14 protein-coding genes are annotated in these 14,179 nt (G+C 43.0%); 11 read left to right on the top strand and 3 right to left on the bottom strand.

The features are described from left to right. Positions 1-65: 65 nt before the first annotated feature. From VPNCDNU1_RS07430 to VPNCDNU1_RS07420, 3 genes are all read right to left on the bottom strand, one after another. A complete protein-coding gene (locus VPNCDNU1_RS07430; RefSeq protein WP_104399786.1) occupies positions 66-2,132 on the bottom strand; it encodes a PAS domain-containing hybrid sensor histidine kinase/response regulator in 2,067 nt (688 codons plus the stop codon). Next, positions 2,132-3,331, bottom strand: a complete 1,200-nt coding sequence (locus tag VPNCDNU1_RS07425) for an FIST signal transduction protein (RefSeq protein ID WP_104399785.1) — start codon at positions 3,329-3,331, stop codon at positions 2,132-2,134. Before VPNCDNU1_RS07425 ends, VPNCDNU1_RS07430 begins: the two co-directional genes overlap by 1 nt. 102 nt (positions 3,332-3,433) lie before the next feature. Beyond that, positions 3,434-3,793 (bottom strand): hypothetical protein, encoded by a 360-nt coding sequence (locus tag VPNCDNU1_RS07420; RefSeq protein ID WP_104399784.1) that lies wholly within the window; start codon positions 3,791-3,793, stop codon positions 3,434-3,436. A 260-nt stretch (positions 3,794-4,053) separates the two neighbouring features. Here VPNCDNU1_RS07420 and ccoN point away from each other — a divergent pair, with 260 nt between their 5' ends. The 11 genes from ccoN to ttcA all read left to right on the top strand — a co-directional run bounded on the left by ccoN (position 4,054) and on the right by ttcA (position 14,136). Then, the gene (ccoN, locus tag VPNCDNU1_RS07415; protein WP_167404747.1) at positions 4,054-5,481 is read left to right on the top strand and encodes a cytochrome-c oxidase, cbb3-type subunit I; all 1,428 of its coding nucleotides are present in this window, start codon (positions 4,054-4,056) and stop codon (positions 5,479-5,481) included. A 12-nt stretch (positions 5,482-5,493) separates the two neighbouring features. Beyond that, on the top strand, positions 5,494-6,114 hold the full coding sequence (gene ccoO / locus VPNCDNU1_RS07410; protein WP_104399783.1) for a cytochrome-c oxidase, cbb3-type subunit II: 621 nt from the start codon (positions 5,494-5,496) through the stop codon (positions 6,112-6,114). Between the two features lie 9 nt (positions 6,115-6,123). Continuing rightward, positions 6,124-6,300, top strand: coding sequence for a cbb3-type cytochrome oxidase subunit 3 (locus VPNCDNU1_RS07405; protein ID WP_104399782.1), 177 nt, complete (start codon positions 6,124-6,126; stop codon positions 6,298-6,300). Continuing rightward, entirely contained in the window at positions 6,297-7,271 is a 975-nt protein-coding gene (gene ccoP, locus VPNCDNU1_RS07400) for a cytochrome-c oxidase, cbb3-type subunit III (protein ID WP_104399781.1), read from the top strand. Before VPNCDNU1_RS07405 ends, ccoP begins: the two co-directional genes overlap by 4 nt. Positions 7,272-7,350: 79 nt before the next feature. Continuing rightward, positions 7,351-7,830, top strand: a complete 480-nt coding sequence (locus VPNCDNU1_RS07395; protein WP_104399780.1) for a FixH family protein — start codon at positions 7,351-7,353, stop codon at positions 7,828-7,830. A 4-nt stretch (positions 7,831-7,834) separates the two neighbouring features. Next, positions 7,835-10,207: a heavy metal translocating P-type ATPase gene (locus VPNCDNU1_RS07390; RefSeq protein WP_104399779.1), complete on the top strand. Its 2,373-nt coding sequence runs from the start codon at positions 7,835-7,837 to the stop codon at positions 10,205-10,207. Beyond that, positions 10,200-10,388: a cbb3-type cytochrome oxidase assembly protein CcoS gene (gene ccoS / locus VPNCDNU1_RS07385; RefSeq protein ID WP_104399778.1), complete on the top strand. Its 189-nt coding sequence runs from the start codon at positions 10,200-10,202 to the stop codon at positions 10,386-10,388. Before VPNCDNU1_RS07390 ends, ccoS begins: the two co-directional genes overlap by 8 nt. A 7-nt stretch (positions 10,389-10,395) precedes the next feature. Continuing rightward, the gene (locus tag VPNCDNU1_RS07380; protein ID WP_104399777.1) at positions 10,396-11,064 is read left to right on the top strand and encodes a sulfite exporter TauE/SafE family protein; all 669 of its coding nucleotides are present in this window, start codon (positions 10,396-10,398) and stop codon (positions 11,062-11,064) included. A 99-nt stretch (positions 11,065-11,163) separates the two neighbouring features. Beyond that, entirely contained in the window at positions 11,164-11,910 is a 747-nt protein-coding gene (locus VPNCDNU1_RS07375) for an FNR family transcription factor (RefSeq protein ID WP_101113907.1), read from the top strand. Positions 11,911-12,066: 156 nt separating this feature from the next. Then, positions 12,067-13,008, top strand: a complete 942-nt coding sequence (uspE, locus tag VPNCDNU1_RS07370; protein ID WP_101113846.1) for a universal stress protein UspE — start codon at positions 12,067-12,069, stop codon at positions 13,006-13,008. Between the two features lie 198 nt (positions 13,009-13,206). Next, positions 13,207-14,136, top strand: a complete 930-nt coding sequence (gene ttcA / locus VPNCDNU1_RS07365; RefSeq protein WP_104399776.1) for a tRNA 2-thiocytidine(32) synthetase TtcA — start codon at positions 13,207-13,209, stop codon at positions 14,134-14,136. Positions 14,137-14,179 lie beyond the last annotated feature (43 nt).

The following is a 14,179-nucleotide window of genomic DNA, read 5'->3' as shown; positions in this document are numbered from 1 at the left end:
CCTAAGAGTATTTAGCCTGACAAATACAAGCATATAGTATCTAGAGTTAAATCCACCTAATGACTTTACGAGTACGCTTTTAAAATTTCTTGTATGTCTTTAGCTCGGACGGGTTTTGCGACAAATTTATCCATGCCAGCTTCTAGACATTTGTCTTTGTCTGTCGTCATTGCGTGAGCAGTGAGTGCAATGATTGGCAGTGTTACACCCTTTGCTCGCAATATTTTGGTTGCCGCTAGCCCGTCCATTTCTGGCATGGAGATGTCCATGAATATAACGTCGAGCTTTTCTTGATTCCCTTCAACAAACTCTATGGCTTTTACACCGTTCGGTACGATGTGCACTTTATGCCCTAGGTTCGACAGCATCAATTTAATGACCATTTGGTTTGCTGGACTGTCTTCGGCGATCAACACTTCCAAATTTTTTTGTCGCTTTTCATTATGACTGGCTTTGCTATCAATACTTTCATTGGTTCTTATACTATCGATTGGCAAAGTGACGGTAAATGTACTCCCTTTGTTGGGCGTGCTCGTAACTTTTATATCGCCCCCCAAAAGCAAAGCTAACTGTTTTGAAATGGCTAAGCCCAGCCCTGTGCCACCAAATTTTCGAGTGATGGAACTGTCGGCTTGAACGAATGGTTTGAACAGTTTTTCGATAGTAGTATCGTCCATTCCAATTCCAGTATCAGAGACTTTTATGACCAGCGCTCGACTATCCTTGGTTGTAACTTCTACATTTACTGTGCCAGAATTGGTGAACTTCACGGCATTCCCAACTAAGTTGAACATGATTTGGGATAGCCTGGTTGCGTCCGTATGAATTTCTTCTGGTAAGTCATCACCTAAGATTATTTTTAGTGAGAGAGACTTTTGATTTGCAAGTTCTTGGTAATGTTGAAGATTTACAGTGACAATGTCACGTATTTTAACGTTCTTAGTATCTAAGTCGAAACTCCCCGACTCTATTTTGGATAGATCCAATACGTCACTGATAATGGCAAGTAACAATTCTGCTGATGATTCCATCATCTTTAGCACATCGGTATTGTCTTTATCGGAGCATTTGGCAAGTTGGACATCGATAAGACCTAAAATGGCATTTAGAGGCGTTCTTATTTCATGGCTCATCATCGCCAGAAACTGAGACTTAGCGATGTTCGCTTTTTCGGATTCCATGCGAGCACGTTTTAATTCTAAGTATCGCTGCTTGCTTTGCGATATGTCTTTTATCGTGCCTCGGTAGCCAAAAAATTCGCCTTCAAGATCGAATAAAGGCGCGCCACTTATACTTAGCCAAATCCCTTTTTCAAGGTCGTAGCACCATTCGAGATCTCGAACAGGTGATCGTGTATCCATTGCCGAGATTAAATGATTGAGAGCGGCATTACCTTGAACAAGTTCGTGGATCTTCTTGTTGTGGAAATCTGTTTTGATGGCACTGATCTTTGAGACATAAGTGAGTTGGTAATTGACGTCGGTTTCCCATAAACAATCCCCTACACTGCTAGCAAAATCTCGAAAGCGTTCTCGGTTTTGTTTTAGTTCGCTGGTTCGTGTTGCAACAAGGGTTTGTAGCTTTTCTTTGTAGTCAATGTCTATGACGGCTCGTTCTATTAATGGCAACAAGCGTGTGAGAATCGCTTTGCAATTTATACAAAACTGCCCTTTTTGTTTGCTAATGAACAATATGACCGATTGGCTAGCTTCAGACTCTACGCCTGTGAGCAACACTGATTGAATTTGATCTTTTAGTATCGAATTGAATTGCCCAAATTGCTGGAGTGATTCTGGTTGGTAGACAATGATGCTCTCACCAAAGATAGCGCGGTTAAATTTGTCGTCGTTGGTCCAAATCTTATCTTTAAAAACCTTGTTGGTACTTAACAAGGTTTGGAAGTTGGATTCACCCAAGTTTCTAGAGAGTACGATGGCGTCTTCAAATTTGATGTACTTTCTAAGTACGCTTAACAATCCGTTGAAGATTTGGTGTTTATTGCTTGCACCTGTCATGGATGAGAGTGATGCGAGGATTGCTCTGTTCTCATCAAGCAACTTTTGTTCTTTTTCTTTACTTTTTTGAAGTTCAAAAAGAGCTTCCTGCAGTTGCTCTTTATCAAATGCGTTCATTAGGCTCTCTTGTTCTCATGGAATACAACCGAAGAAATCATTAAATTTCCGTGAGCATTAATGTCGTTTTCGAATCGACCTTGTTCACCATAAGTGAATGGGCATATGAATGGTTGTTTATTTAAAGCTAAGTGTACTTGCTCGCAAACGGTGTCCATTGCGCTTTCTATGTGCAACATAGAACCGGCACAGAATATGTTAATTGCGCCTAGTGGTTCACCCATGTCAATGCATGTGTCGCCAGTAAGTTGGATGACACGCCCGGGTCTGTTTATTAAGCGCTCTTTGGAGCCTGTCATTAAGTGAATACGCTCGCCTTTTGCTATTTCTGTAAACAGTTCGATACCTTCGCCATTGGTGGATCGCTTAACAGGGTGCGAGAGTTTGTAGATAGGTTGGTAGTCAACACTTCCAACAATTCTACCTAATGGGTAGAGGTTTGTTGTGGCAAATAGGCTGGTTTCATCAACAATATGGCTGCCAAGTGTAGAGCACCAACTTTGGTAAACACTCAATGCTGGTTGATTGTCGATTTCAAGGATAGAGCGGTGCTCTATTTTCGTCACCTCGCCGCTGATACCTGTTGTGGAATAACCGGTATGAAACCCAGTCTCACAAGGCGATGAGGGATAAAGGACTGAAATAGATACGCCTTCAATAGAGGTGCCTTGAGACGTGAATATTTGCCAATTACCTTTGAGTTCATTGTCTGCTGCGCTTCCTCCAATTAGGGGAACCAATGTGCCAAACTCTTGATAGATTGCGTCTATAACCGATTCTTCAAAACCTGGTGTAGCGTGAAGGATGATTAAATTAGGCAGTTCACCTACTCTACCGCTGCTTACAATGGCCTTTCTAAGTGCGGCTTGTGTAATACTTACCGCGTTTTCAACGGTAATATCGGCTATAGCCGTACCGTAAGCCGAGATAGAAGCACTGTCTTCAATCAGCATTAGACCGACAACAGGACCTCGATGGAACCCTTCTTCAGTCAGTATCCCTTTACAAGATGTGCAACCTTGAATAGGTGTGTTTGGGAATCGTGCCGATAAGGCGACTCGCAATGTTTCGGCTGAATACTCTTCAGTGAAATAACAAAGCGCCAGAGATGGGGTGAGTTCTGACGGGATTTGTGAGTTCAAATCTTGAATCGCTTCTGATACGTCTTCTTGGTGGGAAAAAGCGGTAATCAACTTCATTTTTTGGAGTATGAAACAAGTGACTAGTTTTAAGTTGTTTTATACATTAATAAATCACTCACCGCATCTATTTATTACTATTTGCTCAATAAAGTGTGCCCCCTATTTTTCTTTGTGAATGACCTTCACATAATCTCCATTCTGTTTATTTGTAATTAAAATGTGATCGTATTTAATGTGTTCGTTAAATAACCAATTTTTTGTATTTATATCCGGATTAATAATAGTGTTATTAATGGAGACGCGAAACTGCTCAGAGTCGCCTACAATATAGTTGTTGTGTTCGGTAAAGTGTATTTCGAACGCCTGATCGTTTAATGAAAAGTGACAGGTCTTAACCATACATTTAACAATGTTACCTTGATCTTGATCAAGTGTACGCCAGGTAAATGCTGCTATTAAAATCAATAACATGACGAAAATTTGAGTGATTCGGGCTGGCGTTAATTTTTGCGCAGGCATTGAAAGTTTCCTCTATGTAACAAACTTCAAATTTTTAACAATTAGTTGAATGACCGGAGTGTAAGTGAGGTTAATTTCCTGTCATTGAATTGTTAGTTCCAGTATAGTGGCACATTGAAAATGCCGCTTTTTATTAAAATCGTTAAAAGGAATTAACAGTATGAAAAAACGACAATTCCTCGACCGATTTGGTGGCATTACGACATATGTCGTGTTGGAAGTAAAAGTGTAGTTAATTAAAAAAATTTGGAAGCATGCAAATGAGCCAAGAAAAGCAGCTAGAACAAAACTACAACTATACAGTCGTGCGTCAGTTTACCTTAGTTACCATACTTTGGGGAATTGTCGGAATGGCTGTTGGTGTTTTGATTGCCGCTCAATTAGTCTGGCCACAGCTAAACTTTGATACGCCGTGGTTGACGTACAGTCGCTTACGTCCCCTGCATACTAATGCGGTTATTTTTGCGTTTGGTACCAGTGCACTGTTTGCAACGTCTTATTACGTTGTGCAGCGTACGTGTCAAACTCGTTTATTTGGTGGTCCTCTTGTCGCCTTCACCTTTTGGGGATGGCAGGCAATTATTTTAGCCGCTGCAATTACCTTACCTTTGGGTTACACCTCTGGTAAAGAATACGCAGAGCTAGAATGGCCTATCGACATCGCAATTGCCCTAGTTTGGGTTGCTTATGCGGTGGTCTTCTTTGGTACGCTTATAAAGCGAAAGACCTCTCACATTTATGTGGCGAACTGGTTCTTCGGTGCCTTTATCATTACCGTTGCAGTTCTTCACATTGTAAATAGTATGGTTATCCCAGTTTCCATGGGTAAATCTTATTCTATATACTCCGGTGCCGTCGATGCCATGGTTCAATGGTGGTACGGTCACAACGCGGTAGGGTTCCTTCTTACTGCTGGCTTCTTGGGAATGATGTATTACTTTGTTCCTAAACAAGCTGAGAGACCAGTTTATTCATACCGTTTATCTATCGTTCACTTCTGGGCGTTAGTTTCCCTCTATATCTGGGCTGGTCCTCACCATTTGCACTACACTGCCCTACCTGACTGGACTCAGTCTTTAGGTATGGTGATGTCTTTGGTTTTGTTTGCTCCGTCATGGGGTGGCATGATCAACGGTATCATGACACTTTCTGGTGCATGGCATAAACTCCGCCATGACCCAATTCTTCGATTCTTGATTGTTTCGTTGTCTTTCTACGGCATGTCAACATTCGAAGGACCTATGATGTCAATCAAAACGGTTAATGCGTTGTCTCACTACACCGATTGGACAATCGGCCACGTACACTCCGGTGCATTAGGTTGGGTTGCAATGGTATCTATCGGTTCTGTTTATCACCTAATCCCTAAACTGTTTGGTCAAGAGCGCATGTACTCTGTTAGCTTGATCAACACGCATTTCTGGTTGGCAACAATTGGTACGGTTCTCTATATCGTAGCTATGTGGATTTCTGGTGTTATGCAAGGTCTGATGTGGCGTGCAGTTAACTCAGACGGTACGTTGACTTACAGTTTCGTTGAATCTGTAGAGCAGTCTTACCCGTTCTACTTTGTTCGTTTCCTTGGTGGTTTCATCTTCTTGGCTGGTATGTTCTTAATGGCATACAACGCTTATAAGACAATCACTGCCCCTAAAGACAGCTTAAAGGCTGTTGCTCAACCGGCATAAGGAGATTGACTAATGAGTTCGAATTCAAATAACCGTCATGAAATTGTAGAGAAGAACGTAGGTCTTCTTGCCATTTTAATCGTATTCGCTATCAGCCTTGGGGCCTTAGTGGAAATCACACCGTTGATTTTCCAAGATCAGACGACTAAGCCAGTTCAAAACTTGCGCCCATACACAGCGCTGGAAATGGAAGGTCGTGATATCTACATCCGCGAAGGCTGTAATGTATGCCATAGCCAGATGATTCGTCCATTCCGTGCAGAAACGGAGCGTTACGGTCACTACTCTGTAGCCGGTGAAAGTGTTTGGGAGCACCCATTCCTTTGGGGTTCAAAACGTACAGGACCAGATTTGGCTCGTGTAGGTGGTCGGTATTCCGATGAGTGGCATCGTGTTCACTTAATTGATCCGCGAGAGCTCGTCCCTGAGTCCAACATGCCTGGCTTCCCTTGGTTGGAAGAAAACGTTTTAGACGGCAAACTGACCCAGAAGAAATTGACCGTTTTCCGCGATCAATTTGGCGTTCCTTACACGGATGATCAGATCGCAAATGCAAAACAAGAAGTAGAAGGTAAAACAGAGATGGATGCCATCATCGCTTACCTTCAATCTCTTGGTCACGCAATGAAGTAAGGGGGATATATGGATATCGGTACTATTCATAGTATATGGACCATAGTGTTGTTCGTTAGCTTTCTTGGCGTCGTCTGGTGGGCTTACGGTAAAAGCCGTAAAGCACGTTTCGACGAAGCCGCTAATTTAGTATTCGCTGACGAGCAAGAGCCCTCTGAAAATAAAGAAGGAGTGACCAAACAATGAGTACTTTTTGGAGTCTCTGGGTAATTATCATTACTGTAGGTACGTTGCTAGGCTGTGCTGCCCTTCTTTACTGGTGTGTTAAAGATAAGATGGGCGTGGAAGAAGGTGTAGACATGGGGCATGAATACGATGGTATTCGTGAGCTGAATAACCCTCTTCCAAAGTGGTGGACATATTTATTTATTAGCACCTTTGTGTTTGCTGCAATTTACTTGGCGTTGTTTCCAGGTTTGGGCAGCTTCAAAGGTTTATTGGGGTGGCAAAGCTCCGATCAAACAGTCACCACTATTCAACAGTCTCGTGAGCGAATTGCAAAAGCGCAAGAAGAAAAGCGCTTGGATCAATATGCAAAAGAACTGGACGATGCAGACGCTTATTTTGGCGAAGCATTCCGTAAGCTTGCTTACAATGAAGCTGGTGAACTCAGTGACATTACTGAAATAGCTAAAAATGAAGAAGCGATTAAAGTTGGTCAGCGTTTGTTTTTGCAAAACTGTTCGCAATGTCATGGTTCTGATGCCCGTGGTTTGAAAGGTTTTCCTAACCTTACGGACAATGCTTGGTTGTATGGTGGTGAGCCTGTTGCCATCGTAAATACAGTTATGAACGGTCGAATTGGTGCTATGCCTGCATGGGGCGAATCTTTTGGCGAGCAAGGTGTACGTGAAGTGGTAACTTATACGTTAAGCCTTTCTGGCCGTAAGGTTAACGCACGTGAAGCTGCAGCGGGTAAAGCTCGCTTTGCTGCATGTGCTGCCTGTCATGGTACAGATGGTAAAGGAAACCCTGCGTTTGGTGCGCCAGACCTAACAGACCAAGTGTGGCTGTTCGGTGAAACGCGTGCCGACATCACAGAGACGGTTATGTACGGTCGTCAAGGTGTGATGCCTGCATGGAAAGACATTCTAGGTGAAGACAAGGTTCAACTTGTTTCTGCTTACGTTTGGAGCTTGAGTAACTCAGGCAAATAGTGCATTTCTATACAGCCCCTACCCAAGGGGCTGTCTTTTCTATAAGTTAAATCTAAATTCCGTTATTGAGAACTTTTCTATGGTACAGCCTTGGTATAAACAATTTTGGCCGTGGTTTCTGATCGCGCTTCCAGCTACCGTCGTTGTGGCAAGCTTTGTCACGCTCGGTATTTTTTCGAAAAACTCTGTTTCACTGGTTGCCGAGGATTACTATAAAAAAGGCAAAGGCATCAATATTGATATCTCAAAGCAGAACGCGGCTCGGGACCTCAGCTTATCGGCTAATGTCTCAACAAGCTCCAACCGCATCGTTATCGATTTTGATAAAGGTGAACTTGAGCACTTCCCAGCTTTAGTGGTGACCTTTTCACACCGAACGCTCGCAGATAGAGACTTTTCTCAAACTTTGTCTGCCAATGGCTTAGGTCAGTATGCAATCAATCTAGAAAGCGAGATTGAAGGTCCTTGGTTTGTTGAAGTAGAACCGCACAATAAAGAGTGGCTAATTCAAGGCAAAGTGACTTTCCCATCACAATCACCGACGCAACTGGGTAACTAAATTAATGACAAAAGAGTGTTATCACTGCGGTGAAGACGTACCAGCCAACACTGATTTTAAAGTCGAAATTTTGGGGCAAGAACGTAATATGTGCTGCCCTGGTTGTGAATCTGTCGCTCAAACCATTGTTGAAAGCGGTCTCGTTTCTTACTACCAATATAGAACAGCACCTGCCGAAAAAGCCGATCTGGTTCCAGAGCAACTAAGAAACCTCATCCACTATGACAACGAAGAAGTTCAATCAGAATTTGTTCGCCAGTCAGAACATCAATCAGAAGTGACCTTGTCACTTGAGGGTGTGTCCTGTGCCGCTTGTGCATGGCTCATTGAAAAGCAGCTAGTTAATCAATCCGGTGTACTCTCTATTCGAGTGAACACCACCACGAACCGTGCCATTTTAGCGTGGGATAAGTCTCAAGCTAAGTTGAGTGATTTATTGGCTACAGTACACCAATTAGGATACAAAGCAGCGCCATTTGAAGCAGACCAACAAGAAGCGTCTTACCACCGCGCGATGAAACAGTATCTTTACCGGCTTGGCATCGCTGGTTTAGCCACCATGCAGGTGATGATGCTGGCCGTTGCACTGTACTTGGAAGTGTTCGGTGATTTAGATGCAGAGTTTAAACAGTACTTCCGTGTTGTGAGCTTGATATTTGCTACTCCCGTTCTGCTTTATTCTGCACTTCCGTTTTACTTAAATGCGTGGCGCAGCTTAAAAGGGCGAACACTGGGTATGGATGTTCCAGTCTCTATCGCCCTTATCTTTGCCTATGTGGCAAGTTTGGTGGCGACGGTGACAGAGCAAGGTGAAGTCTTTTTTGAATCAATCACCATGTTTACCTTTTTCTTGCTGCTCGGGCGTTTTTTGGAAATGCGAGCAAGAAGAAAAGCAGCCGCGGCCAGTGCCAATTTACTGAAACTTATTCCCTCAATGGCAACGAAGTTGGATGGCACCCAAGTTCCAGTTAAAACGTTAACGATCGGCGATCAGGTAAGAGTATTACCCGGAGAGCACGTTCCCGCAGATGGCATTATCTTAAAAGGTCGCGTACATATTGATGAATCCATGTTAACCGGTGAATCCATTCCAGTAGTGAAGAAACAAGGAGACATGGTTTTTGCGGGTACGTTGAACGGTGAAGAGTCGTTTGAACTGGAAGTGAATACCAGTAAAGCAAATTCGATGATCTCCAACATAGTAAGGCTGCAAGATGAAGCTCAAATGTCTAAGCCTAAGATTGCGCAAGTTGCGGATGTTGTGGCCCGATACTTTGTTGCCGTCATTCTGATTGTTGCTGCTTGCACTTGGGCGTATTGGCACCAAACAAAACCAGAGGACGCATTCTGGATTATGCTCGCTGTGCTGGTTGCAACCTGCCCTTGTGCTCTTTCACTTGCCACCCCTACTGCGATCACATGTGCCACCTCTCGTATGGGAAATTTAGGGATTCTTCTTCGCAAGGGGCATGTGTTTGAAACTCTGTGTAAAGTCAATCATTTGGTTGTTGATAAAACAGGTACTCTAACAGAAGGAAATATTCAGATAGATCGCACCGTAGTCATTAGTAACCATTTCTCTGAAAAGGAATGTCTAGCGATTGCGGCTTCACTAGAGAATCATGCAAACCACCCTATTGCTAAGGCATTTAAAGCGTTTGCAGATACGACAATCGAAGTGGATCAAGTCGAAAATAAAATTGGCTTCGGCATTGTTGGTCTATACAAGGGGCAACCTTGCAAAATCGGAAGTGCGAATTTTGTGTTGGGACAAGAAGTAGAGTCGCAACAACCGTGTGTGTATCTCTCTATCGATGAATCTCACGTGGCTACCTTCTACTACCACGACCCTATTCGAGAGCAAAGCCAAGTGCTGATTTCTAAATTAGCAGAGGCGGGAATTAAAACGACCCTGCTTACGGGCGATTCTTTGAATAATGCACAACCTGTTGCCAACGCAATGGGGATTGAATCTGTCGTAGCCAGCGCAAGCCCACAAGAAAAGCTGGAGTTCTTGTCAACACTTAAGGATCATGAAGTTTCTCTAATGATTGGTGATGGTATTAACGACGCACCTACCCTTGCTGGTGCTCACCTTTCAGTAGCAATGGGAGGCGGTGCTGATGTCGCTAAGTCTTCAGCTGATATGGTGTTGTTAGGGGATAAACTTGATAAATTGATTGAAGCACGTTTACTTGCCCTCAAAACACGCAAAATTATTAGGGAAAACCTTGCGTGGTCGCTAGGATATAACTTATTGATATTGCCTTTAGCGGTAGCTGGACTCGTGGCACCTTATATCGCCGTTGTTGGAATGTCTGCCAGTTCAATCATCGTTGTTACCAACTCACTCAGGTTGCTTAAAGAAAATGGCTAGTCTTTATATTCTTATCCCTATCGCAATACTGCTTGTATGTCTGGCTGTTGCGGTTTTCTTATGGGCAGTAAAAAGCGAACAGTTTGAAGATTTAGAGCGTCAAGGGCATAGCATTTTGTTCGATGAAGATGAAATGCATGAGAAAGCTAAACCAAAGCCACGCGACAATGACGCAGGGTAAATCTTAGATGGCAGATTGGTTAGGGGCATTGTTCATAGGGATTCTTGGTGCGGGGCACTGTATGGGAATGTGTGGGGGAATTGCTTCTGCTGTTGCCATAGGAAACCCCAATGCCTCTCGAACATTGCTCATCACGCTATTTTATAACTTCGGGCGCCTCTCATCTTACGCGTTTACTGGAGCGCTTATTGGCGGTGCCATTTCATCTATCGCTCAATTTTCTGACTTCAATCTTGCATTGACCTACTTACGGTTAGTATCCGCTGTGTTCATGATCTTACTCGCTCTGTATATCGCAAAATGGTGGCAAGGCTTATTAGTAATAGAAAAACTGGGTCAGGGTGTTTGGAAATTTGTTTCACCAGTAGGGCAAAAACTCCTGCCGTTACGCTCGCCACTCCATGCACTTCCTTTTGGTTTTTTATGGGGTTGGTTGCCTTGTGGGTTAGTTTACTCGACATTAACTTGGGCAGCGGTTTCCGGTAGTGCTTTAGACGGTGCGATTATTATGTTTGCTTTTGGCTTGGGCACCCTACCAGCCATGCTATTAGTTGGTTTAAGCGCCGTTAAGTTTCAAAAGTGGCAGAGAAACGAAACTTTTCGCCAGTGCGGAGCTTTTCTCTTATTGGCATATGGAAGCTACACCGCGTATGACGCAATCACATTACTTTCATAATCTGTCACATCTCTATGTTTCTATGCCTTTTTTTTCACTACCCTTTAGTATTAGGAAGTGTTAAAATATTGATGTATATCAAAATAGCGTTTGGGTGTTATGATTTCAAATAAGCCAGCAACAAATAGAGTTCAGTCCGGTGGATGTGCGATTCACTGTCAAGATTGTAGTATTAGCCAACTTTGCATTCCTTTCACTCTCAATGAATCCGAGCTTGATCAATTAGATGAAATCATTGAAAGAAAGAAGCCTATTCAGAAAGGTCAGGAGATATTCAAAGCCGGTGATGAACTAAAATCACTTTATGCAATACGCTCCGGAACCATCAAAAGTTACACCATTACAGAACAAGGTGATGAGCAGATCACTGCATTCCATCTTGCCGGTGATTTGGTTGGTTTCGATGCCATTAACGATAATTCCCACCCCAGCTTTGCTCAGGCACTTGAAACATCAATGGTGTGTGAAATTCCATACGAAATATTAGACGATTTATCTGGCAAAATGCCAAAGCTTCGCCAGCAAATCATGCGTTTGATGAGTAATGAAATCAAAGGCGATCAGGAGATGATCCTACTTCTTTCTAAGAAGAATGCTGAAGAAAGGTTAGCCGCGTTTTTATACAACCTCTCTACTCGCTTTTCTCAGCGTGGATTTAGCCCTCGGGAGTTTCGCTTAACGATGACTCGTGGTGATATCGGTAACTACTTGGGCTTAACAGTTGAAACCATTAGCCGTTTGTTAGGTCGCTTCCAAAAAGCCGATATGCTTAGTGTAAAAGGCAAGTATATTACAATTTTAGATCATGATGCGATGCAAGAACTTGCGGGTGTATCAAGCGATTAATCCTATAGTTGGATCATAGTTTCATCTAGGTGGCTCAGTTCTGAGCCACTTCATATTTCTCCCTTATATATTCCAGTTTTCCTAAATTTTTTTGCTCAATTAAGCTACAGTTATCTTAAGATTAGCCTCTAACCTTTTGGTTTCTAAGGAGCTGTTATGAGTATTTACAATAAGATTCTCGTTGTTGCAGATGTCAATAATGACCAGCAACCAGCGCTAGCCAGAGCAATTCAACTGAGCGAAAGCAGTCGCTCGGAAAGCCATATTACGTTCTTCCTTTCTATTTATGATTTCTCTTATGAAATGACGTCGATGCTGTCGATGGACGAGAGAGACGCAATGAGACGCGGCGTTATTCAGCAGCGAGAAGCATGGATGGAAGAAGTTGCCCAACCCTATCTTAATGATTCAGTGAAGTTTGATATTAAAGTGGTTTGGCACAATCGCCCATATGAAGCCATCATAGGTGAAGTGTTTGCTGGAGCACATGAAATAGTAGTGAAAGCAACACGTAAGCATGACGTGCTTGAATCAGTTATTTTCACACCGACAGATTGGCACATTCTGCGTAAGTGCCCTTGCCCTGTCCTTCTTGTGAAAAATCACGACTGGCCAGTGAATGGCAACGTGATGGCTTCAATACATGTTGCTTCAGAAAACCCTACCCACCAAGATTTAAACGATACGATGGTAGAGCAACTGCAAGACATTAGTAGCAGGTTGAACGCCAAATTTGCATTGGTCAATGCCTACCCTGTTACGCCAGCAAATATCACCATAGAGTTACCGGAATTTGACCCCACAACTTATAGCGATGCAGTGCGCGGGCATCATTTGACTGCAATGAAAGCATTACGTCAAAAGCATGGTATCGATGAAAGTGATACACGAGTTGAGCAAGGTTTACCTGAAGAGGTTATCCCCAAAATAGTGGACGAGCTTGATGCAGGTCTTGTCATCTTAGGGACAACGGGAAGAACAGGTTTATCTGCCGTATTTATTGGTAATACAGCTGAACACGTCATCGATAAAATTAACTGCGATGTTCTGGCTTTAAAACCTAATGGCTACATTAGTCCACTAGACCCAAATCAGTGAGTTTACCCAACACCTTAAGGCAGTTTGAGTATAGAAATAGGCAAGCATTGGCTTGCCTATTTTGTTTGTATGAAGATGAACTTGCGAAAGTTGCTTAATAGCCACTGCGAATAGCAGTTAAAATACTGGTATCTATCTTGGATATCCGTATTATACGCACTTCAAATTATTGTCGAGATAACAACAGAAAAACTGGATATGACTGAGCAAAGTAACGAGCGCACAAAAGCTCAACAATACAACTTTAATAAGTTGCAAAAACGCATTCGTCGCAACACCGGAAATGCTATCAGAGACTTCAATATGATTGAAGAAGGTGACCGCATTATGGTGTGTTTGTCAGGTGGTAAAGACAGTTTTACGATGCTCGACATTTTAATGAGTTTGCAAAAAAGCGCACCGGTTAACTTTGAGCTGGTGGCTGTTAACCTCGATCAGAAACAACCGGGTTTCCCCGACCATATTCTGCCGGATTACTTAGAAGGCTTAGGTGTTGAATATAAGATTGTTGAAGAAGACACTTACTCAATCGTTAAAGACAAAGTACCTGAGGGAAAAACTACTTGCTCGCTTTGTTCTCGCCTTCGCCGTGGTATTTTGTATCGCACAGCCAAGGAGCTTGGAGCGACAAAGATAGCTTTAGGTCACCATAGAGACGACATTCTTGAAACCATGTTCTTAAACATGTTCTACGGTGGAAAGATCAAAGGCATGCCGCCTAAACTGGTGTCTGATAATGGTGAACACGTCGTGATTCGTCCGTTGGCGTACTGCCGCGAGAAAGATATTATCAAGTATTCTGAGATGCGTGAATACCCTATTATTCCATGTAATTTGTGCGGTTCTCAGCCAAACCTTCAACGTCAAAACGTTAAACACATGCTGAATACGTGGGATAAGCAATTCCCAGGTCGTATTGAAACCATGTTTACTGCAATGCAGAATGTTGTCCCTAGCCATCTCGCTGATTTCGAACTCTTTGATTTTAAAACAATCAATCGCGATTCAGGCGTGATCAACGGAGGCGATATAGGTTTTGATAAAGAAGACATGCCTGCGGTTCAAAGCTCAGATGAAGATGCGGTCGAGTTCGACCCTAAATTACAGCTAGATGTGACGAATATATAATTTGAAGAACAGTTAAATTACAGGGGCTCGTATAGAGCCCCTT

It is taken from the genome of Vibrio penaeicida (assembly GCF_002933855.1).
Taxonomy (GTDB): domain Bacteria; phylum Pseudomonadota; class Gammaproteobacteria; order Enterobacterales; family Vibrionaceae; genus Vibrio; species Vibrio penaeicida_A.
The sequence above is the reverse complement of the archived record's forward strand: the minus strand, read 5'-3'. Positions and strand labels throughout refer to the sequence as shown.

What these genes read in the sequence shown, in the direction of transcription:
- VPNCDNU1_RS07430 (WP_104399786.1), bottom strand. Translation starts at nt 2,132, where the DNA reads ATGAACGCATTTGATAAAGAGCAACTGCAGGAAGCTCTTTTTGAACTT.
- VPNCDNU1_RS07425 (WP_104399785.1), bottom strand. Translation starts at nt 3,331, where the DNA reads ATGAAGTTGATTACCGCTTTTTCCCACCAAGAAGACGTATCAGAAGCG.
- VPNCDNU1_RS07420 (WP_104399784.1), bottom strand. Translation starts at nt 3,793, where the DNA reads ATGCCTGCGCAAAAATTAACGCCAGCCCGAATCACTCAAATTTTCGTC.
- ccoN (WP_167404747.1), top strand. Translation starts at nt 4,054, where the DNA reads ATGAGCCAAGAAAAGCAGCTAGAACAAAACTACAACTATACAGTCGTG.
- ccoO (WP_104399783.1), top strand. Translation starts at nt 5,494, where the DNA reads ATGAGTTCGAATTCAAATAACCGTCATGAAATTGTAGAGAAGAACGTA.
- VPNCDNU1_RS07405 (WP_104399782.1), top strand. Translation starts at nt 6,124, where the DNA reads ATGGATATCGGTACTATTCATAGTATATGGACCATAGTGTTGTTCGTT.
- ccoP (WP_104399781.1), top strand. Translation starts at nt 6,297, where the DNA reads ATGAGTACTTTTTGGAGTCTCTGGGTAATTATCATTACTGTAGGTACG.
- VPNCDNU1_RS07395 (WP_104399780.1), top strand. Translation starts at nt 7,351, where the DNA reads ATGGTACAGCCTTGGTATAAACAATTTTGGCCGTGGTTTCTGATCGCG.
- VPNCDNU1_RS07390 (WP_104399779.1), top strand. Translation starts at nt 7,835, where the DNA reads ATGACAAAAGAGTGTTATCACTGCGGTGAAGACGTACCAGCCAACACT.
- ccoS (WP_104399778.1), top strand. Translation starts at nt 10,200, where the DNA reads ATGGCTAGTCTTTATATTCTTATCCCTATCGCAATACTGCTTGTATGT.
- VPNCDNU1_RS07380 (WP_104399777.1), top strand. Translation starts at nt 10,396, where the DNA reads ATGGCAGATTGGTTAGGGGCATTGTTCATAGGGATTCTTGGTGCGGGG.
- VPNCDNU1_RS07375 (WP_101113907.1), top strand. Translation starts at nt 11,164, where the DNA reads ATGATTTCAAATAAGCCAGCAACAAATAGAGTTCAGTCCGGTGGATGT.
- uspE (WP_101113846.1), top strand. Translation starts at nt 12,067, where the DNA reads ATGAGTATTTACAATAAGATTCTCGTTGTTGCAGATGTCAATAATGAC.
- ttcA (WP_104399776.1), top strand. Translation starts at nt 13,207, where the DNA reads ATGACTGAGCAAAGTAACGAGCGCACAAAAGCTCAACAATACAACTTT.